The organism is Mixta intestinalis (genome assembly GCF_009914055.1).
In the GTDB taxonomy this organism is placed as follows: Bacteria; Pseudomonadota; Gammaproteobacteria; order Enterobacterales; family Enterobacteriaceae; genus Mixta; species Mixta intestinalis.
In genome coordinates this window covers 1967411-1989704 of the sequence record NZ_CP028271.1, presented here as the reverse complement: position 1 = coordinate 1989704, position 22294 = coordinate 1967411, and the positions used below count along the sequence as shown (strand labels likewise).

Here is a 22294-nt window from a genome sequence, read left to right as displayed (position 1 = left end):
CTGCCTGAACAGGGGATGGGATGAGACGATTAATTACCACGCTGGCCATTTTATTCGTCGTCATTGTGGCTGGGATGACCACGCTGGTATTGTTGGTGAATCCCAACGATTTTCGTAACTACATGGTGCAGCAAGTCGAGCAGCGCAGCGGCTATCAGTTGCGCATTGAAGGCGATCTGCGCTGGCACGTCTGGCCGCAGCTCAGCATTCTCGCTGGGCGGATGTCGGTTACCGCGCCTGGGGCGCAGCAGCCGGTCGTGATGGCGGAAAATATGCGCCTCGATGTCCATCTCCTGCCTTTACTTTCCCATCAGCTCAGCGTTAAACAGGTGATGCTGAAAAACGCCGTGGTGCGCCTGACGCCGGAGAGCGACGCGCGACGTCCGGATGATGCGCCGGTCGGCCCCTCCGATTCTGCGCCTGCCGAACCTGTCAGAGGCTGGACGTTCGATATTAACAGCCTTGAGGTGACGGACAGCCTGCTGATTTGGCAGCCGCGGCAGGGCGAAGAGATCAATTTCCGCGACCTTAATCTTACGTTGACGCAGGATAACCGACAGGAAGCGATGCTGTCGTTGGTGACACGCGTCAGTCGCGATCAGCGTGAGCTACAGTTGGCGCTAAACGGCACGATGAATGTCGCGGAATATCCACATCGTCTCAGCGGCGCTGTTGAGGAGCTTAGCTGGCAGCTGCGCGGTGCTGGTTTACCTGCGACGGGCGTGCAGGGGAAAGGCAGCCTGCAGGCGGAATGGCTTAATGACAGCCAGCGTTTCGCGTTGCGTAACATGGCGCTGACGCTGGGAGAAAGCCAGCTGAATGGCACCATCAGCGGCAGCCTGAGTACTAAACCAGCTTTCGCTATCGATATACATGCACCGCGCCTCGATCTTGATACGCTGATGGGGCTGAATCGCTCATCAGCGGCTCCCGATGTCACATCGGCTGCGGTAAGCGTACGTCCGCCGGTAATAGCCGAGCCGGTGCGCGGCGAAGATCAGCCTTTGAATGGGATAACCGCCGCGCTGAAGCTGCGGGTTGATGCGCTGCGCTGGCGGGGTATGGATCTGCAACAGGTTGCGCTGGATGCGGATAATCAGCAGGGCGAAGTGGCGTTAAAAACCTTTTCTGGTCATGCAGGCGCAGGCGAGTTTTCTCTGCCCGGCACGCTTGATATGCGTAGCACGCCGGTACAGGCGGTATTACATCCTACGCTACGTAATATTACGCTGGCGCCGTTGCTGGAAGCCTTTTCTCTGCCGCCGACGCTGGACGGTCAGCTGTCGTTAACGGGCAGGCTAAACGGCAGCGGGCTGAGCGTGGCTGATTTTCACCATCGCTGGCGCGGTGAGGCGGACATTGAGCTGACTTCGGCGCAGATTATCGGCATGAATTTTCAGCAGCTGGTACAACGTGCGGTGGCGCGCAATAGCGATCGCGTCAGCAGCGAAGAAGATACGGATGACAGTAATCTGACCCGTATGGATAAGCTACAGGCAAAGGCAACGCTGCATGATGGATTGCTTAGTTTGCAGGCGCTTCAGGGCGGTACCTCGCGCTTTCAGCTGAGCGGGGGAGGGCAGATCGATCTGGCCCGCCGCCAGTGCGATATCACCTTCGGGATACAGGTTACGCAGGGCTGGAAAGGCGATAACGCGCTGATCGCGGCACTACGGCAGTCTGCGATACCGCTGAGGCTCTATGGCGGATGGGATAATCTGCAATATAACCTGCAGGTCGATCAGCTGCTGCGCCAGCGCCTGGAAACGGAAGCTAAAACGCGTATTGACGAGTGGAAAGCGCGTCATCCCGATAACGCCTCGTCCCATTGAGACATATTACGCAAAACGGCGCCCTTTACGGCGCCGTTGTTTATGGTTTACGTAACGGATAGCGTTGCGCTGCCGCCACGGTTTTACCCGCTATACCTCATAGTCAGGTTCAGGCTGCTGTAGCGGCACGATTTGTACTTTCTGTACCCGGTGGCTTTCCACTTCCAGCGTGCGAAACAGATAATCGCCTACCTGTAGTTCTTCTCCCGGCTGAGGAATATGCTGGAGACGATCCATCAACAGGCCGGCGATAGTGTGATAATCCCGTTTTTCATTCAGTGGCAGTTCGATATACATCACCAAATCGTCGAGCGGCATGTGGCCATTTGCCAGCCAGCTGCCATCATCGTTCTGGCGAATATCATAACGTGCGTCTACCTCTTCGCTCTCATTAGGCAGGTTACCGGCGATAGTTTCCATGACGTCGCTAAGCGTCACCACGCCTTCTACGGAGCCAAACTCATCAACCACAAAAGCGAAGTGGGTGCGGGCGCTGCGAAATTGCTCCAGTGCCAGCAGCAGCGTTAGCTGCTCAGGAAATACCAGCGGCTGGCGGATAAGCGCCCGCAGATCAAGGGAGTGGGTATGCAGCGTCTGATGTAGCAGATCGATGACGTGAACGACGCCGAGCGGCTCGTTGCCGTTTTCCGTCACCAGCAGGCGCGTATGCTGGTTATTATCCAGCTGCGCCATGATCTTTTCAGGGCTGTCGCTGAGATCGATATGCTCAATATCGTGACGGGAGGTCATTATGCTGCTGACACTGCGCTGTGCCATCCCCATTACGCGCACGATCATCTGGCGTTCCTGCTTATTAAATACCGCACCCTGTTCGCTGGCGTCGGCTACCAGTGACGCGGTATCGCGATCCAGCTCTGCCTCGGTACTTTCACCGCGCAGCAGATGCAAAACCGCCTCTGCGGTGCGTTTACGCAACGGCATCTTTGCTGAAAGGAAACGGCGGCGGTTGAACTGTGACAGCTGGTTAAACGATTCGATCAAAATAGAGAAGCCAATCGCCGCGTAGAGATAACCTTTGGGAATATGAAAGCCAAACCCTTCTGCAATCAGGCTGAAGCCGATCATTAACAGGAAGCTCAGGCAGAGGATAACAATGGTGGGATGACCATTGACGAAGCGGGTAAGAGGTTTGCTGGCGAGAATCATCAGGAAAATGGCGATAACTACCGCTGCCATCATCACCAGCAAATGATCAACCATTCCGACGGCAGTGATTACCGCATCAAGGGAGAAGACCGCGTCCAGTACCACAATCTGCGCTACCACTGGCCAGAAGCGGGCACCGTGCTTCTGGGGCTTATCATCCAGATCGCTGCCTTCCAGCCGCTCGTTAAGTTCCATTGTGGCTTTAAATAGCAAAAAAACGCCGCCGATCAGCATAATAAGATCGCGGGCGCTAAAGCCGTGGGAAAAAAGTGTGAAAAGTGGGCGCGTTAGCCCGGTGAGCCATGAGATAGAAGCCAGTAATACCAGGCGCATTATCAGCGCCAACAGCAGACCGGTAACCCTTGCGCGATCGCGCTGTGCTGCGGGCAGTTTCTCCGCCAAAATAGCGATAAAAACCAGATTATCAATTCCCAGTACCAGCTCCAGAACTATTAGCGTAACCAGTCCAGCCCAGATTGACGGATCGGCGATCCATTCCATACCTTTTTACACCTTGTGAAGTGATTAATTACCTTAATCGATGATGGGATCACAATAATGAAAACACAACGTTTTCTGAGATTAATCCTAAATAAAAAACCGACAAGCCTTATTCAATACTCATCAGACATCAGGTTAGAGTTGAAATTATAGATTTTTAATCAAGAATGACAGGCGTGAACTATTAACATTTGCTGGTGAAATAAACGGGTTTTATTCGTGTCGGTGGATAAATGTTATTATCAAGCCGGAATTATCTGGAAAAAAAAGAAAGGTTCGATTGCTTTAAGTTGCTGAATTAAAAAGTTTAATTTTTATAAATCTTAGTCTTATTCTGAAAGTGCTATGGATCTGCTTCCTCAAGCTTGTCACAACCAGTCAATAGTATAAAAATCTAGCCATAACTTATGTGATCGAACCGAGATAATTGTTGCGGTTTAACGCAGCGCACTCTGATAAAAGCGCTATTTCTCGCGCTTTTAAGAAACTTATAAAGCCCGTTCGTTTCACGCTTCACTATATAGCCTTGTTTCTGATTAAACAGCATTGGTAGCTGAAAGCCAGGGGCGGTAGCGTGCTTAAGCGCTCATGCAGCGAACATAATATACACGTCAATAGTAATTTATAGTTTTCTGTTGTTTTAAGACTAACGCCAACTAAATGCGACAGAATATAGAGTTCTAACGGTAGCCTGGCGTACACCACATTAACCGCTACGTATCCAGATAGTGACGTAACAGTTAATGAGAACAGACAGGCTGCATTCAGGGATTGAACAGGAGGGCGGGCTGCCACCATTAGCGCCAGGTGTTGGACTCAGCAGCTTTAGCGGCAGGAACATTTATGCATAAAACGAGGGGCAAACATCTCATGACGGAACAGCAATAGTTGGAGCAGATTGGTCGTGAATTAACGTTTATTCATGAACATTTTTTTGCGGCGACACACCGCTTTAGACAATAAATCAGCAATAGCGATGATAATTCAATGATGAAATCGAAACTTAAGTTGGCCCCGTTACTGGTGTCAATCTCACTTATTAGTGGCTGTACCGTGGTCCCAGGGCAAAATGTTTCTACTGGCGGTAAAAATGTTATTAAACAGCAGGACGCTGACTATGACATTAATAAAATGGTTAATGTATACCCATTAACGCCGATGCTGGTGGAGCAGCTGCGCCACCGTCCTGTTGTAGCACAACCGAACCCCTTGCTCGACCAGGAAGTGGCTAATTACGAATACCGTATCGGCGTAGGCGATGTATTAAGCGTCACGGTTTGGGATCACCCCGAGCTGACGACACCTGCCGGGCAATACCGTAGCGCCAGCGATACTGGCAACTGGGTGCACTCAGACGGGACGATCTATTATCCCTACATTGGTAAAGTTAAAGTGGTAGGTAAAACTATTCAGCAAGTGCGTAGTGAGATCCAGCGTCGCCTGGCGAGCTATATTGAAAGCCCGCAGGTTGATGTCAATATCGCTGCCTTCCGCTCACAGAAAGCCTATGTTACTGGCGAAGTAGGTACTTCCGGTCAGCAGCCAATCACAAATATTCCTCTGACCGTACTGGATGCCATCAACGCCGCAGGTGGTCTCGCAGCGGATGCCGACTGGCGCAACGTTATCCTGACGCATAATGGTCGTGAGCAGCGTATTTCACTACAGGCGCTGATGCAAAACGGCGATCTGACGCAGAACCGCCTGCTTTATTCGGGCGATATTCTCTTTGTGCCGCGCAATGACGAACTGAAGGTGTTTGTTATGGGCGAAGTGACGCGCCAGCAGACGTTGAAAATGGATCGTAGCGGTATGACCCTAACGGAAGCATTAGGCAATGCGGAAGGGCTGAATCAGGAAGTCTCTAACGCAACTGGCGTATTTGTTATTCGTCCTAATCGCCAGCAGGGCGGCAAGATTGCCGATGTTTACCAGCTAAACACTGCCGATGCGACGGCTATGGTGCTGGGTACCGAATTCCAGCTCGAGCCGTATGACATCGTCTATGTAACTGCAACGCCGCTGACACGTTGGAACCGCGTTATCAACCAGCTTCTACCGACCGTCAACAGCGTACGTTACAGCATCGATTCGGCGCACGATATCAGAAACTGGTGATGAGTATGTTTAATTCAATACTCGTTGTTTGCGTGGGGAATATTTGTCGTTCGCCAATTGGCGAAAGGTTGTTAAAGCGCTACTGCCCGCAGATAACGGTAGCATCCGCTGGGCTGGCGGCGCTGACAGATTACCCCGCCGACAAAAACGCCGTAAAAGTGGCAGAACAACATAGCCTCTCGCTGGAAGGACACCGTGCACGGAAATTAACTTCCGCGATGTGTAGAGAAAACGATCTGATCCTGGTGATGGAGAAACAACATATCAATGATATCAGCCAAATTGCGCCGGAAGTTCGTGGCAAGACGATGCTCTTTGGTCATTGGTGTAACGGTCGAGAAATCACGGATCCATATCGAAAAAGTATAGAGGCTTTTGAAGCTGTATATCTTTTACTGGATGACGCTGCTCAGAAATGGGCCCACGCATTAAATCGATAATCAGGCATAATAATGGTCAATAAAAAATCAGATAGCTCGCAAAATATTGCAGATGCCAAAGATGAAATCGATGTAGCCCGTTTATACGGTTCATTAATCGATCATCGCTGGCTCATTACTGGCGTAACCGCGCTATTCGCCGCTATCGGCGTAATTTACTCCATTTTGGCTACACCCATCTACCGGGCCGATGCGTTGGTACAGGTAGAGCAAAATCAGGGTAGTCTGGTGCTAAGCCAGGTTTCCAGCCTGATGCCGGATACTAAACCGGCATCTGATGCTGAAATCGGCCTGCTGATGTCCCGAATGGTACTGGGAAAAACCATTGACGACCTAAACCTGCAAACTACGGTCACACCGAACTATCTGCCGGTTGTAGGGGCAGGCTGGGCACGTATGATGGGGCAACCTGAGAAGAAAATCGCCGTCTCCCGTCTCGAAGTGCCGCCTGAATTAATCGGCACAAAGCTGGAGCTGGAAATTGGTGAAAATAAGACATTCACCCTCTCCGGAGACGATGGCGAGCTGGTAAAAGGCAAAATTGGCGAATATGCCGGTCAGGGCAAGGTGAAAATTCTTGTGTCCGATACCGATGCGGGCCCGGGCGATAGCTTTACCGTACAGAAAAATGGCTATCTGCCAACCTATAACGATCTGGTGAGTCGCCTCAGCGTTGTCGATCAAGGCAAGGATACTGGCGTACTGGCGTTGACGCTGAATGGTACCGATCCGCAGCTTACTGAAAAGACCTTGCGTACCATTACCGAGAACTATCTGCTGCAGAATATTGAGCGTAAATCTGCTGAAGCGCAGAAAAGCCTTGATTTTATCAGCCGCCAGCTGCCGGAAGTGCGCCAGAAGTTGGATGATGCAGAGAATAAGCTGAATGCGTTCCGTCAGGAAAACGATTCGGTGGATCTGTCGCTGGAAGCGAAATCGATGCTGGATACCATGGTAAACGTGGATAATCAGCTAAACGAGCTGACCTTCCGTGAGGCAGAGATTTCCAAACTTTATACTAAAGAGCATCCGGCCTATCGTACGCTGCTGGAAAAACGCCAGACGCTGCGTAACGAGAAGAAAGCGCTGGAAGGCAAGGTATCAGCACTGCCGAAAACGCAGCAAGAAATTATTCGCCTGACGCGTGATGTTGATGCCGGCCAGGCAGTATTTATGCAGCTGCTGAATAAACAGCAGGAACTGAGCATCAATAAGGCCAGCACCGTAGGTAACGTGCGTATCGTTGACCCTGCGCTGGTACTGAACAAGCCGATCGCACCGCGTTCCGCCATTATTATCGCCGTTTCTCTGGTTCTCGGCCTGCTGGTTTCCACCATCTACGTGCTGATGAAAACCATTCTGATTCGCGGCATTGAAAGCCCGGAACAGCTGGAAAACAGCGGTATCAACGTTTATGCCAGCATTCCTATTTCCGAATGGCAGCAGCAGCGTGACCGTCAGATTTCTGCCTTAAGTAAAGAGAAAGGTAAGAAAGTACCGCGCAGCGGCGAGTTGCTGGCTCTGGCTAACCCGACCGATCTGGCTATTGAGGCCGTGCGTAGCCTGCGCACCACCATGCACTTCGCTATGATGGACGCGCGCAACAATATCATCATGATCTCCGGCACCAGCACTGATATTGGTAAGACCTTTATCAGTACTAACCTGGCAGCGGTGGTTGCGCAGTCTGGTCAGCGTGTACTGTTTATCGATGGCGATATGCGTAAAGGCTATTCCCATGAGCTGTTTAGCGGCGATAACCGTCACGGGCTTTCCGAGCTGCTGTCAAACCAGGCTTCACTGGAGCAGGCGATTCGACCGACTAACGTTAATGGACTGGATTTTATTCCGCGCGGTCAGTTACCGCCTAATCCATCAGAATTGTTAATGAGCCAGAGATTTATTGATGTGATGGAAACCGTGCAGAAGCATTATGATATCGTCATTATCGATACGCCGCCGATTCTGGCCGTTACCGATGCTGCGATTATCGGGATGCAGGCTGGCACCAGCATGGTGGTAGCAGGTTTCGAAAAATCAACGGTGAAAGAAGTAGAAGTCAGCGTGCGTCGTTTCGAGCAAAACGGTATCGAAATCAAAGGTGCCATCATGAACCTGGTTGTGAAGAAAGCCGCCAGCTATTACGGCTACGGTTATTATCACTACAGCTACGAATCTACCAAGCCCTCCTGAAATGATGATAGCGCCAGCCGCTTACGGCTGGCCTTTTTGAGGTTTTTAAAACGAATTTATTGAGACTGATGTTATGACTGAGTCTACGCCTTTAATCAGCGTTGTTATTCCTACCTTTAATCGTGCCGATATCATTTTAAAAACACTGAACAGCGTTCTGAATCAGACTTACCGTCATATTGAAGTCTTTGTGGTGGATGACGCTTCTACCGATGATACTGCTGTAGTAATGGCAGGCGTACAGGATGAGCGGGTATGCTTTATTCAGCTGGAAAAAAACAGCGGCGGTACGCGCCCACGTAATGAGGGCATTGAACGCAGCCGCGGTGAATTTATTGCGCTGCTGGATTCAGATGATGAGTGGGTGCCGGAAAAACTGGAGAAGCAGCTAAATTTCCTGCGTCAGCAACCGGGAAAAAATCGCGTCTGCATGACAGCTAAATATAATAAGCGCCCAGAAGGACTTCACCTGCGCCGAAATAAACCAGTGGATAAATATGCTTCTGTTATGGAATATCTTTTGCTGGGCAATGATTTTCAGACCAGTACGTTAATGCTGGATGCCGCTATAGCAAAGCAGGCGAAGTTTGATCCTGCGCTGAGAAAGCATCAGGATTGGGATTTTGCGCTGCGGCTACAGGAACAGCACGCCAGTTTTTATTATCTTGATTTACCATTAACTATTTATGACGATTCTGATTCGACAGCGCGGATTTCTTCTGATGGGAAACGTGATAAGTCACTAATCTGGCTGGAAAGTATTAAAAAACGTGTACCCAGCTATATCTGGTTTGGTTTCTACGCCAAAATAATTGCTGATAGCTATTTGCTGTCCAATGAGAAAGGCAAGGGTGTTGCAATATATTTAAAATTACTCTTTTCGGGGAAAATTAAACTCAGCCACTTTATAGCGATGATGAATGAACGGGTAAAAAAGTTAGCCACTATTACCGCAAAACGTTTCGTTCCGGGGAAGTGATTTTAAAACAGCAATCAGAACGGCGAAAATATAATGAAATTTGTATCCCTAAAGATAGGTATAAGAAAAAATCGCTATCTCTATTTTGATCCGCATATGACCTTTATGCTGTTCCTGTTTATGATGTTGGTAATGATAGCTGTGGCGCTGGTGAAAGAATCGGTAATGAAACCCTATTTTTTCTCCGATCAGATCACGATTTTTAGCTTTATGAAACTTACCTACAGTTTTGGACCGGGAAACTCCTACGGTAGTACCGCCTATTTTTATAAGCTGTTAGGTTTTGAACAAAGCTCTATTGTTTTTGCGCTCATCTCAGCCATGATAATTATCAGCACCTTTGTGTTCATTTTTATCAAAGTGCGTGGCGGATCGATGAATATCCTTGATCTTGGCGTATTTTTATTCTTTTGTTTTTCATCCATGATCAACCTGACATGGCAGAGTAAAGACTTCATTGTTTTTTTAATAATGATGCCTTTATTGATTACTTTTTTTAATCGTACAGCCGGACTGCTGATATGGACCTGCTTTGCCATCTTTTACGCCTATTATTTTAGGACGTATTGGTTTTTATTTCTTATTGAATTCTATGTATTGTTATTAGCTTCACGCTATGTTTCTGACTGGAAATGGCTCTTTGTTATGTGCTTATTTTCGCTGTTGGTGCTGGCATTCGGCTTTCAGTATGGTTTAGGTATTGATGTCGATAATTTTCGTAATGAGGTTAATGAGCACAGGCTGGACAGTACGGGTGACGGCAGCAATACGCTGATTCGCCCCTGGTTTCCAACAGGCAACCCTGTGTTTGGCTGGCTTAACGTAAGTTTAACGTGGATAACTTTTTTTATCCCGTTTCCGCTTATTTTAATGTTGTCGCCTTATTATGTAGTGATTTCCTTCTTCATTGTTCTGATGTTCAAAAGAATATGGCAAACTCTTAACGCGGCTCTAAAAGATCGGACTTACCCACTAATAGTGAGCTTTTCTTTAATAATTATTTCATATACCGTTATTCAAAGTTTGTTTGAGCCGGATTATGGTAGTTATCTGCGCCATTTGTCGCCATTTTATCCGTTAATGTTTTACGTTTATTTAAGTTTTGGGAAATTCAAAAAGGAAGAGTAAATGAAAATCCTTCATGCTGCTGAGACCATAAAAGGTGGCGTAGCCACGGTTTTAAAGCAACTCGTTGCGGCACAACAGGATGACAGAGAAACATACCGTATTCAGTGCCTGATCCCTGCGGATCAGGCCGGTGAACTGGATACGGCCCATGAAGAGAATGTCGTAAAATGGGAGCGAAAAGGTCGGTCGGTTGGTGCTTTAATTTCTTTTGCCACAGCCTTTTGCCGTGCGGTAATTCTTTTTAAACCCGATGTTGTGCATCTTCATAGCTCTTTTGCTGGCGTTATAGGCCGAGCCTGTTTGATTCTGCTATGGCCAATAGTAAGACCGAAAGTCGTTTATTGCCCCCATGCATTTAGTTTTTTAATGCAAACCAGCGGCGGAAAGAAAAAAATTTACGCACTGATAGAAAAAGCGCTGCTGCCAATGACCGATGCGATTATCTGTGTTAGTCAGTATGAAGCTGACCAGGCCAGGGCGCATGGCATTAAAGGGGATAAATTATTCGTTATTCATAACGGTGTACCACAGCGCCATATTATCAGACCAGATAAAACTGACGATACACGTATTAATATGTTGTTTGTTGGGCGTTTTGATTATCAAAAAGGTTACGACATCTTGCTGGATGCAATGAAGCGTAACCAGAACCCTAATATTCATTTAACGTTAATTGGTGACAGCGTACATAGCGCAGAACATATTGAGAAATTGCCGCAGGCGGAATATACCGGTTGGTTAAAAGCTAGTCAGATGGAACCCTATTTTATCGCCGCTGACGTACTGGTAATACCCAGCCGCTGGGAGGGCTTCGCTATGGTGCCGTTGGAGGCGATGAGTTATTCGTTACCCATTATCGCCAGCGATGCGACTTCTTTACCAGAAGTGGTCATTAATAATGAAACGGGTTATCTGTTTAAAAATGGCGATGCCGACTCCTTGCTCTCAGTTTTTAACCGCTTAGAAAAATCTGATTTAAGCAAAATGGGGAAAAAAGGAAATCAATTATATACAGAGAATTTTACTTCTCAGGCTATGATAACCAAAACGCATAGTTTATATGCCGACATAATGAAACGTTGAATATCAAATTGACTATAGCGAGGTCTAAGACATGTCTTCAATCATGCATGAATTAGGCAGGGAAGATAATAAAATGACAATGGCCAGTGGATTTCGCTCGCGTACCAATGCGTCGATTATTTCCATCATACAGCGATTTTCAGACATTTTTGTTATGTTTATGGGGCTTTATATTTTGGCCCGTATCGAATCTCAGCCCTTTTCATCGTCCTGGTGGTTACTTTCGCTAACCGCCCTGGCGCTGTTTCAGATGATTGGCGGGATTACCGATTTTTATCGGTCGTGGCGCGGTGTCAGTTTTGCCACCGAGTTACAGATCATTTTGCAAAACTGGGCGTTAAGTATTCTGATTACTGCCGGTGTGATGGCTCTTATCAGTGAACTGGATCTTAACTTTAAAGCATATCTGCTATGGTTTGCGATTGTCAGCGTTGGTTTTATTATCTCGCGCTCGGCTATTCGTTATTTTGCACGCATTATACGTAAGTTAGGGTACAACACGCGTAACGTTGCCATTGTGGGCAATATGCCCATTGGCGTTTCACTTGCTAATAGTTTCATTAACGCTCCCTGGATGGGGTTAAACGTTGTTGGGCTTTATTCTGACGTTGCTAATGAATCTCGTAGTGGTGCAGGAAATATCAACTACTGCGGTAACCTGGAACAACTGTTGGTCGATGCTCGCGAAGGGAAACTGGATAAAATTTATATCGCTATGGCGATGTCTGAGGAAGCAGCCATTCGCGATCTGGTAAGCAGACTTTCTGATACCACCTGTTCCGTTATGCTGATTCCTGATATTTTTACCTTTAATATTTTACAGTCTCGTACGGAAGAAATTAACGGTGTTCCGGTAGTACCGCTGTTTGAAACGCCGATGCACGGTATCAATATGGTGTTGAAACGTCTGGAAGATATCGTTGTCTCCTCTTGTATTTTGTTATTTATTTCTCCAGCCCTGCTGACTATTGCCGCGTTGGTAAAATTTACCTCACCGGGCCCGGTAATTTTCCGTCAGGTGCGTTATGGCATGGATGGTAAGCCAATTAAGGTATGGAAATTCCGCTCTATGTCGGTAATGGAGAATGGTGATACGGTGAAGCAAGCCACCAAAGGTGATGCGCGCATTACGCCAATTGGCCGTATACTGCGTTCAACCTCGCTTGATGAACTGCCACAGTTTATCAATGTGTTGAAGGGTGACATGTCTATCGTGGGACCACGTCCGCACGCGGTAGCGCACAATGAGCAGTACCGCTCCATTATTCAAGGCTATATGTTACGTCATAAGGTTAAACCGGGTATTACCGGTTGGGCACAGATTAATGGCTGGCGCGGTGAAACCGATACGCTGGAAAAAATGGAAAAGCGCGTTGAGTTTGATCTGCAATATATCCGTGACTGGAGCCTGTGGCTCGATATGCGCATTATTTTTCTGACTCTCTTTAAAGGCTTTATCAGCAAAACTGCGTATTAAGCGCAGCGGACATAAGAGAGCAGCTGATAAAAACCGTATCCCGCAGGGGTACGGTTTGTATTTTATCATAGTGAAAGCGGACTTCACGCCTGCTTAGATGTGGATTATGAGCTTAAAAGAAAAAACAGTAAAGGGAGCCAAGTGGTCTGCGATGTCGACCCTGTCGACAATCGGCATAGGCTTCCTGCAAATGACGTTGCTGGCAAGATTAATTGATACACACCAGTTCGGTTTACTGACTATTGCTATGGTCATTATTTTACTGGCAGATACGCTTTCCGATTTCGGTCTGTCAAATTCGATTATCCAGCGTAAGGAGATTTCTGAGACTGAGCTTTCAACGCTCTACTGGATAAATATTCTTATTGGTTTAATCGTGTTTGGTGTTGTTTTTAGCTGTAGTGGCATAATTAGTACGTGGTTAAAGCAACCCGATCTTAAGTTACTTATTCAGGTATTATCTGTCGCTTTTCTGATTATTCCTCATGGACAACAATTCCGTGCGCTACTGCAGAAAGAACTTGAATTCCCAAAAATCGGTTTAACCGAAACGCTGGCGGTTACCCTCGGTTTTATTGTTACTATGGGTGCCGCATGGATTAAGCCGCAGGCGATAACCGCTATCTGGGGATATCTGGCGATGGTGACCGTACGGACGCTGATGTTCTCCTGGTACGGACGCAAAACTTACCGGCCACGCTTTCATTTCTCATTTCGCACTATTACCTCCAACCTGAAATTTGGTGCTTACCTGACTGCGGATAGTTTGATCAATCAGCTAAATGCTAATGTGGCAACGGCAGTGCTGTCTCGTACTTTAGGTGCGGCTATTACTGGTGGTTATAACCTCTCCTATAACGTTGCGGTAATGCCGCCAACTAAATTAAACCCTATTATTACCCGTGTGCTGTTTCCAGCCTTTTCTAAAATTCAGGATGATCAACAGAAGCTACGGGATAATTTTTATAAATTACTGTCACTGGTTGGCCTGCTTAATTTTCCTGCGTTGTTAGGTCTGTTAGTCGTAGCTGAAAATTTTGTGCTGTTTATGTTTGGTGAAAAATGGCACTTTATTACGCCGATTTTGCAGGTTCTCTGCGTAGTGGGTCTGCTACGTTCGATTGGTAATCCGATTGGTTCGCTGTTGATGGCCAAGGCGCGTGTTGATATCAGCTTTAAATTTAACGTGGTGAAATTTTTCCTGTTTGTTCCTGCTATCTGGATTGGAGCAAAAATAGGCGGAGGTTTTGGTGCCTCATTAGGATTTTTAGCAGTGCAGGTGCTTAATACCTGGCTGAGCTATTTTATTCTGATCCGCCCGGTTCTGGGAACAAGTTATAAGCAGTATTTGTATAGTATCTGGATGCCATTTCGTATGGCGTTGCCGACATTGGCGGTGCCCTGGATTATAGGACTGTTCCTCTCGACTTCGGTTTCGCTTCCTGTAATCTTAGCCGTTCAAATTATTTCAGGAGGGATGATTTTCCTGGTTTCGGTTTTAATCAGCCGCGATCCGCTGATTGTGGAAATCAAAAATCACCTCTTTAAAAATCCAAAACTTCGTCGAATTTTAAGAGCGGGAAATTAATCATGCACCATATGGATAAACTTAAAAATTACCTGTCAGTTATTGATGAAGTGGTTCCCCCCGGTAGCAAAGTGGTTTACCTGGATATCCCTCTTCATCTTAACGTTGGCGACCTGTTAATCTATAAGGGCACTGAACAGTTCTTTAAAGAACGTCAATATCAGGTATTAGCACGGCGTACTGATAAAACCAGCATAAAATGGCTATCGGAAAACCGTAATCTACCAAAGGATACCATTATTCTGTTACATGGCGGTGGTAACTTTGGCGATTTATATGTTCATCATCAGCGCCTGCGTGAAGCCGTTGTAGAAATGTTTCCACATCATAAAGTGGTTTTTCTGCCACAGACGGTTCATTTTAAAGATAAAACAAAAATGCTACAGTCCGCCCAGATTTTGCGTCAGCATAAAAATCTGACTATTTTCTGTCGCGATGAGCGTAGCAAGCAAATACTTGAAGAGCACTTTTGTCGTGATGTGCGTCTTTGCCCGGATATGGCGCATGCCTTGTGGAACGTTTTTCCAAAACAGAACGCTAATGATATCAAACGTGAAACCTTATGGATGATCCGTAAAGATATTGAAGAAACGAATGTCGAAGGCCTGCCGGGTATGCCTGGGCCTGAAGGTTATGAAGACTGGGAAGATATCTGTACCGATCAGGATCGCTCTCAGACGCAGATTTATCTAAATTTTGAACGTATTAACCGTACTTTAAGTACGCGTCTGTTCAATACGCCACAAAAGTGGGGCGAGTATACCGACACGATGATAAACCGGATTAACGGTTATTTTATGTCACACGATACCGTAGTAACCTCACGTATGCATGGTCATATTCTGTGTTGCCTGCTTGGTATAAAAACTAAACTGCTGGATAACTCTTACGGTAAAAATTCAGGTTATTATGCCTCCTGGACAAAAGATGTCCCTGATTGCGAGCTGATTACCCTATGACAGAAGCGCCAACGATTCCTAAACTTTCCGTTATTATTCCTGTTTATAACGTATTGGATTATGTTCAGGAGGCTGTAGATTCAATTCTCACACAGTCTGTAAAGCCATGGGAAGTCATTATCGTCGATGATGGTTCAACGGATGGTTCTGGCGATCTGGTGGAAACGCTGTATGGTTCACATCCGCTGGTAAAAATTATCCATACTACCAATAGCGGACTGGGTGAGGCGCGTAATACGGGTACGCGTGCTGCTACTGGTGATTATATTTACTACTTTGATTCGGATGATATTTCTGTGGATGGTCTGATCGCGCAATTTTATCAGACACTGAAGCAGCATCCTGATATGGAAATATTCGCCTTCTCAGCGAAGTCCTTTGAGGATCAGGTAGCAAAAAGTCGGGGAGAGGAACAGTCACAGCAGGTGAGACTAATTTCCTATCGCCGTCGTATGGAACGGGTTTTTCCAGATGGAGAACAAGCGTTTAATGCTTTGTCGGAAGCCAATGCCTTTATTCCTAACGCGTGGCTTTATATTTATGCCCGAAAAGTACAGGTACAGCATCAGCTCTTTTTTCTGCCAATTATTCATGAAGATGAAGAGTTTACCCCGCGCCTCTTTTTTGCGGCGGGTAAAACCTGTGTGACAGATAACGTCTACTTTCAACGACGCGTTCGTATGGGTTCTATCATGCAAAGTTCGCGGTCAGAAAAAAATGCTATTGGCTATTTGCGTGCCTGTGACGCGCTGGAAGGCCTGATGAAGCGAACTTCTGATAAAGAGAGCCGCAAATATTTACGTGCGCGCATCGTTAAAAATATACTTAACGTTATCGGCGTGGCAAAAAGTACTGGCGTAACATTTAGCGATAAATCGCAGAGGGACCTGGATATCCTGATTTCCCGCTATCGTAATCTGGATATTACGCTGGCGGAAAACAACTACTTTGCATGGCGAGTATTTAATTTTGCTCTGAAACAGTTAAAAATTCGCGACGCCTGAAAAGGCCCATGTATCTTTAGTTGGTATTGATTTTAAGAAGCCTCAGCTATCCAGCTGAGGCTTTTTTTTAAACCGGTTTTATCATTTTTTGCGTCGCCAGATTTAACCAGGGAGACTCTGGTGCGCCGCCAAGTGCAACATACACCGCGTTACTGTTAACGCAAACATTCTTCCCGGCATGCTTGCTACGCTGATTCAGATTTGAATTGAGTGATGAGAGCTGTGCGCTGGTGTAAGTAAAATTACTGCGAATACCGATATTTCCTTCTACTAACCAGCTGATATCCGGTGCGCTACCATCACTATAAACCAATGCCATCGATTTATCTGCGCTAACCATATTATGGGTTACCAGCAATGATTGTTTAATACCGCTTAGTTCGGCAAAGCGTTCTGAACCGCTAACGCGTGTATTCTGTATGCTAAGATTATCTACATTCGGTAGTTTGAAGACCGTCGTCGCTCCATTGTAAGTATCGCCGTTTATTGCAATATTACCGCCGGTGCCTTTAACAATTTCCATACCTTTCCCGGTACCATTGAGCTGATGGTAGCAGTTGCTGCTGGTGATAGTGACATCTTTACCGGTAGTAATCTGTGCAGCACGCGCAAATCCTTGTGTGTCCAGATTATTAATGCGGAAACTTTTCGGTTGGTTAAGATAGAGTGCGGTGTTAGTACGTGCACCTTCATTAATCATACTACCGGAGAGGGTGATATCATGTTCTCCGGTCTGGGTCGCAATGGCAAAGCCGTAAGCCTCGGTGCCTTTGGCAATCAGTACGGTACTGTCAATATTAATGCCTTCGTTAAAATTGACCACCGCTATCGCCGCTTTAATGGGGCGCCACGCTTTACCGTTCACGATGTCGGGACTATTGCTGTAGCGGATAGTGTTTTTTACGTTAATATTTTTGCACTGAATATAGGCTTCTCCCCACCATGTGGCCCCGCCCATAGATATATTACCTATTGATATACCGTCGGTAATATTTTCCATGGCAAAATGGCGACGAAAGCTCCCCTTAGCCATGTTATTCGCCATAATGATATCTTTATGATCGAAATCACGCAGGTACTTGCGCGCTCCCGGTAGCCCTTCGGCATGGAAGGCCAGGCGTGCATCTTCCCCGGCTTTACAGTAAGCGTGGTTGCCAGTCATGATAGTGCCCGAGCCCCATATCGTTACCGCATCGCCCCGGTCCTCGCCGAGCTTAGACCGTAGATCGCGCATACCTGTGCCTGCGCCTAAGCACTCAAGGAACCAGTTGTTAACAATTTTCGTACCCCATGCGCCAAAACCTGCAGGCGCGACAACAGACTGCAGCATGCGGTAAAAATAACAGTTAGCAATTTCACAGTAATTAGCGGAAATCATTATTCCACCCTGACGCCCGCCAGTTTCGCTTTTTAACAGCATTGGGTTATCGAATACCATGCCATGTATTTGCGTGGCGTCAGCTTTGAGTTCCAGTAGAAACTCATTACTCATATTGCGTAGTGGCGTGATTATACCGTTTCCACGCCCTTCTATGATCTGATTTTTTACGGTTAACTTGATTGATTTGTTTATGCTTACCGGGGTGTCGATAGTGAGGTATTTCTTATCCTCTGCTAACTGTTGTAAAGCAGCATAATTATCTACCGGGCCATGGTTATTGTGCACATCGCTACGAATTTTCGCCCAGGAGGTAGATGCATGATCGAGGATTATTCCTGGTGCGCCATCAATTTTACTTCGGGTACTTTCAGGCTGGGCAGATGCGGGCGCAGCGTTAGCTCGCGTCAGGCTACCAATAGTGCCAACGGCTGCCGCAGAGACCAGTATCTTTGTAAGCGCTTTACGTCTTGAGCTGATACGTTCATTACTGGCTTTTTCATTAGTGCTCATTTCTGACCCTTGTTAGAATGATTACGCCAGCCTTTATTATTCATTTCGCTCTGCTAATTGGAAGCGGTAATATTTAAATTCAGATAAAAGAAAACGATTTTTTACATATAGAGATGGAAGCGGTTTTATTATCAGATTAATCTCAGCAAATAAAACTTGATGTTATTTACCGTAGATGTGTAGAGCAACAGTAAAATGCCGTGTCCCTAAATTCAGATTGTGACTAAAAAAAATTTATTTATTTGATTTATCCGTTGGTTTTACAATCAGCACCGCTATACAAACAGCAGGAAAATTTTCAGAATAAGATTATACTTAACGATCATGCCTTTATTGCATAATCGAAATAATGCCGTCACATCATACATGGAAAAATTATGACTAAGCTTAAAGCAGTAATCCCCGTTGCGGGCCTCGGAATGCATATGCTCCCTGCTACTAAAGCCATTCCTAAAGAGATGCTGCCGATCGTTGACAAACCGATGATCCAGTACATCATCGATGAGGTTGTAAAGTCAGGCATCAAGGAGATTGTATTGGTTACACACGCGTCTAAAAACGCCGTTGAAAACCACTTTGATACCACTTATGAGCTGGAAGCACTGTTAGAGCAACGAGTAAAGCGTCAACTATTAAGTGAAGTACAGTCAATTTGTCCGCCGGGCGTGACAATTATGAACGTACGCCAGGCGCAGCCGCTGGGCCTGGGGCACTCCGTTTTATGTGCTCGTCCGATGATCGGCGACAATCCTTTTGTTGTTGTGCTGCCTGATATCATTATGGATGATTCCACTGCTGACCACCTGCGTTATAATCTTGCCGCGATGGTCGCGCGTTTTGAAGAAACGGGTCGCAGTCAGGTACTGGCAAAACATATGCCGGGGGCCGATCTTTCTGAGTACTCTGCTATTTCTACGCAGGAACCGCTGGAGAATGAGGGTAGCGTCAGTACCATTACCAGCTTTGTGGAGAAACCGGAGAACACGGCGCAGTTGGATTCCGATCTGGCGGCGGTAGGACGCTATGTTCTTTCTGCCGATATCTGGTCTGAACTGGAAAAGACAGAGCCGGGGGCCTGGGGACGTATTCAGCTAACGGATGCGATTGCCAGCCTTAGCAAGAAACAGCCTGTGGATGCCTGCCTGATGACAGGTAACAGCTTTGACTGTGGGCGTAAGCTGGGCTACATGCAGGCATTTGTTACCTATGGTCTGCGCCATAACCAGCAGGGCACAGCGTTTCGCGACGCGATCAAGCAATTGTTGGCAAAATAATTCCTCATCATTTTTCGCCGTACTCTGTGCGGCACAAAGGAGTTCACATGGCTATCCTGGTAACGGGCGGAGCGGGCTATATCGGCTCTCATACGGTATTGGCGCTGTTGCAGCGCGGTGATGACGTGGTGGTAATCGATAATCTCAGCAATGCTTCACGTGAGTCGATCCGTCGTGTTGAGAAACTGGCTGGCAAACAAGCGACCTTCGTTGAGGGTGACATTCTGGATCGTGCTTGCCTGCGTGATATTTTCGCCAGTAATTCGATTACTGCCGTTATCCATTTTGCCGGACTGAAAGCAGTAGGCGAATCCACCCGTAAGCCGCTGGAATACTATGAAAATAATGTGTCCGGCACGGTTGTACTGCTGGAAGAGATGCGTAATGCAGGCGTCTTTAACTTTATTTTTAGTTCTTCTGCTACCGTCTATGGTGCTAACGCGCCGGTTCCCTACGTCGAAACGACACCGATTGGCGGTACTACAAGTCCTTACGGCACCTCAAAGCTAATGGTAGAGCAGGTGATGCAAGATTATGCAAAAGCTGACGGCCAATTCAAAGGTATTGCACTGCGCTACTTTAATCCAGTGGGTGCCCATGAGTCTGGCGAAATCGGTGAAGACCCGAATGGGATTCCAAATAATCTGTTGCCCTATATTGCTCAGGTTGCTATTGGTCGTCTGGATAAACTGGGTATTTTTGGCGATGATTACGACACGGAAGATGGTACGGGTGTGCGCGACTATATCCATGTCGTCGATCTGGCAGAGGGACATCTTAAAGCGCTTGACCACTTAGAAAATATGCAGGGTTATAAAGCTTACAACCTCGGTGCGGGTAAAGGTTACTCCGTAATGGAGATGGTAAAAGCGTTTGAAAAAGCGTCTGGTAAGCCTGTGCCCTATGAAATTAAGCCGCGCCGTGATGGCGATTTGCCTGCTTTTTGGGCGGATGCTTCGCTGGCAGATAAGGAGTTGAACTGGCGTATCACTCGTGGTATCGATGACATGATGCGCGATACCTGGAACTGGCAGTCAAAGAATCCTAAAGGGTACCGTTAGACTTTTTTATCTGAATCAGTAAAGATATGAATATATTAAGAATATTCATATGTGCAAGATAATACCGAAAGGTGACTATGGCTTCTGGTAACAGAAGCCTTTTCTTATTTAGATGCCAGGTAAATAACAGATAAACGAACAGGAATTGCCTTCGAAAGCGAGCGGTAAGAATATTAAACCCTTGGGGCGAATCAATAACGTAATGCCGCCATGATGGGGGAAAGAACAGGAGCTTATATTTTAAGCGAGTTGCTTGCTTAGCAAACAATTAGCCTATCAGAAAACGTTTAGCGCATACATTACTCGCTAAATAACTGATTCTAAGCTTGTCTGCACACAACGATGGTATGAGAATAGTCAGATTCTCGTGTACTTTAGTAGCGGTTACGCTAACGTTGTATAAAAAATTACCGCATTGCTCTTTCAGACTATGCTTGTTTAGATACTGAGCCGTTGAAGCATCTGGTTGCTTAAAGCCAGGGGCGGTAGCGTGGGCATTTGCAGGTATCTATAGTCAATCTCAACACTGGTGTAAACATGCAAGAAATCGTGCTTGTTTTTTTGGGCGCGCTAGCGCTGCTTTTTCTCTCTCGCAAGATAGCCAAGAGGGTTGGGTTAGTTGACAAACCTAATGCACGAAAGCAGCATAGCGGTCACATACCTTTAGTGGGTGGTGTATCTATATACCTTTCTCTATGGATCATTTACTTCCTGCAGCCTGAGTGGTTACCTGACTCTTCAATCTATATGATTTGCGCTACACTGCTTATCGTCGTAGGTGTGCTGGACGATAAGTTCGATTTGCCGGTCATGCCGCGCATGGCTCTACAGGCATCAGTGGCTGGAATCATGATGTATAACGGTCTTTACCTCTATTCGCTAGGCAATATTTTGTTTGGATATGATTTGGTGCTAGGCGTATTAGGTTACGGCATTACGCTATTAGCCGTAGTCGGCGCTATTAACGCCTTCAATATGGTTGATGGTATTGATGGCCTGTTGGGGGCTCTGTCTTCCGTTACTTTTGCGGGACTAGCGGTTGTATTCTGGATGGGGGGAAGGGATAGTATGGCGCTATGGTGTTTATGTTTAATGGTGGCATGCTTACCCTATATCCTGCTTAATCTGGGCATTCCATGGGGCCGTAAGTTTAAGGTTTTTATGGGAGATGCGGGTAGCACGCTGATAGGGTTTACCGTTATCTGGCTGTTGATCGTAGCTACACAAGGCGAAGACGCCGTAATGCAGCCAGTAACAGCTCTCTGGCTGATCGCTGTTCCTTTAATGGACATGATACGAGTGATGATTGTTCGCATACGAAGAGGGGACAGTCCCTTTAAACCGGATCGGGAGCATTTGCACCATCTGTTACTTAACCGGAATATGAAGCCTGTTAAGGCGCTTTTAACTGCATGTACAATTTCATTTATGTTGGCTTTATTCGGTATTGTTTTAGAAAAAATTAATACGAATCAGATGCTGGCTTTAATGTTATTTCTTGTTTTATCATTTTTATATTCTATATGGTGTAATAAAGATACTTTGAAAAGCAGTAAGCAATGCAAAATAATGAAGGAAAATAGATAATTATCTAAAGGT

General features: G+C 46.6%; 16 protein-coding genes. 14 read left to right on the top strand and 2 right to left on the bottom strand.

Annotation, left to right across the window (positions count from 1 at the left end; genetic code table 11):
* Nucleotides 1-20 precede the first annotated feature (20 nt).
* Complete coding sequence (gene asmA / locus C7M51_RS09450; protein WP_160621559.1) at nucleotides 21-1832, top strand: outer membrane assembly protein AsmA; 1812 nt, start codon at nucleotides 21-23, stop codon at nucleotides 1830-1832.
* A 90-nt stretch (nucleotides 1833-1922) separates the two neighbouring features.
* On the opposite strand, the gene C7M51_RS09445 is transcribed toward asmA, so the two are convergent.
* Entirely contained in the window at nucleotides 1923-3500 is a 1578-nt protein-coding gene (locus C7M51_RS09445; RefSeq protein WP_160621558.1) for a TerC family protein, read from the bottom strand.
* Nucleotides 3501-4487: 987 nt separating this feature from the next.
* Here C7M51_RS09445 and C7M51_RS09440 point away from each other — a divergent pair.
* From C7M51_RS09440 to C7M51_RS09395, 10 genes are all read left to right on the top strand, one after another.
* A complete protein-coding gene (locus C7M51_RS09440; RefSeq protein ID WP_160621557.1) occupies nucleotides 4488-5618 on the top strand; it encodes a polysaccharide export protein in 1131 nt (376 codons plus the stop codon).
* A gap of 5 nt (nucleotides 5619-5623) precedes the next feature.
* Complete coding sequence (locus C7M51_RS09435) at nucleotides 5624-6058, top strand: arsenate reductase/protein-tyrosine-phosphatase family protein (protein ID WP_160623615.1); 435 nt, start codon at nucleotides 5624-5626, stop codon at nucleotides 6056-6058.
* A gap of 12 nt (nucleotides 6059-6070) precedes the next feature.
* The gene (wzc, locus tag C7M51_RS09430; protein WP_160621556.1) at nucleotides 6071-8251 is read left to right on the top strand and encodes a tyrosine-protein kinase Wzc; all 2181 of its coding nucleotides are present in this window, start codon (nucleotides 6071-6073) and stop codon (nucleotides 8249-8251) included.
* A gap of 73 nt (nucleotides 8252-8324) precedes the next feature.
* Complete coding sequence (locus C7M51_RS09425) at nucleotides 8325-9230, top strand: glycosyltransferase family 2 protein (protein ID WP_160621555.1); 906 nt, start codon at nucleotides 8325-8327, stop codon at nucleotides 9228-9230.
* Between the two features lie 33 nt (nucleotides 9231-9263).
* Nucleotides 9264-10358, top strand: coding sequence for a hypothetical protein (locus C7M51_RS09420; RefSeq protein WP_160621554.1), 1095 nt, complete (start codon nucleotides 9264-9266; stop codon nucleotides 10356-10358).
* Entirely contained in the window at nucleotides 10359-11441 is a 1083-nt protein-coding gene (locus C7M51_RS09415) for a glycosyltransferase (RefSeq protein WP_160621553.1), read from the top strand.
* Between the two features lie 73 nt (nucleotides 11442-11514).
* Nucleotides 11515-12918, top strand: coding sequence for an undecaprenyl-phosphate glucose phosphotransferase (wcaJ, locus tag C7M51_RS09410; RefSeq protein WP_160623614.1), 1404 nt, complete (start codon nucleotides 11515-11517; stop codon nucleotides 12916-12918).
* A 106-nt stretch (nucleotides 12919-13024) separates the two neighbouring features.
* On the top strand, nucleotides 13025-14506 hold the full coding sequence (locus C7M51_RS09405; RefSeq protein ID WP_160621552.1) for an MOP flippase family protein: 1482 nt from the start codon (nucleotides 13025-13027) through the stop codon (nucleotides 14504-14506).
* A gap of 2 nt (nucleotides 14507-14508) precedes the next feature.
* Nucleotides 14509-15465 carry a polysaccharide pyruvyl transferase family protein gene (locus tag C7M51_RS09400; protein ID WP_341874759.1) on the top strand — a complete coding sequence of 319 codons (957 nt, stop codon included), beginning with the start codon at nucleotides 14509-14511 and terminating at the stop codon, nucleotides 15463-15465.
* Entirely contained in the window at nucleotides 15462-16469 is a 1008-nt protein-coding gene (locus C7M51_RS09395; RefSeq protein WP_160621551.1) for a glycosyltransferase, read from the top strand. Before C7M51_RS09400 ends, C7M51_RS09395 begins: the two co-directional genes overlap by 4 nt.
* Nucleotides 16470-16536: 67 nt before the next feature.
* Here C7M51_RS09395 and C7M51_RS09390 read toward each other — a convergent pair whose 3' ends face one another.
* On the bottom strand, nucleotides 16537-18360 hold the full coding sequence (locus C7M51_RS09390) for a hypothetical protein (protein ID WP_160621550.1): 1824 nt from the start codon (nucleotides 18358-18360) through the stop codon (nucleotides 16537-16539).
* A 377-nt stretch (nucleotides 18361-18737) separates the two neighbouring features.
* Between C7M51_RS09390 and galF the strand changes: the two genes are divergently transcribed.
* From galF to wecA, 3 genes are all read left to right on the top strand, one after another.
* Nucleotides 18738-19634: a UTP--glucose-1-phosphate uridylyltransferase GalF gene (gene galF / locus C7M51_RS09385; RefSeq protein WP_160621549.1), complete on the top strand. Its 897-nt coding sequence runs from the start codon at nucleotides 18738-18740 to the stop codon at nucleotides 19632-19634.
* A gap of 47 nt (nucleotides 19635-19681) precedes the next feature.
* Nucleotides 19682-20695 (top strand): UDP-glucose 4-epimerase GalE, encoded by a 1014-nt coding sequence (gene galE, locus C7M51_RS09380; protein WP_160621548.1) that lies wholly within the window; start codon nucleotides 19682-19684, stop codon nucleotides 20693-20695.
* Nucleotides 20696-21232: 537 nt separating this feature from the next.
* Nucleotides 21233-22282 (top strand): UDP-N-acetylglucosamine--undecaprenyl-phosphate N-acetylglucosaminephosphotransferase, encoded by a 1050-nt coding sequence (gene wecA, locus C7M51_RS09375; protein WP_160621547.1) that lies wholly within the window; start codon nucleotides 21233-21235, stop codon nucleotides 22280-22282.
* Nucleotides 22283-22294 lie beyond the last annotated feature (12 nt).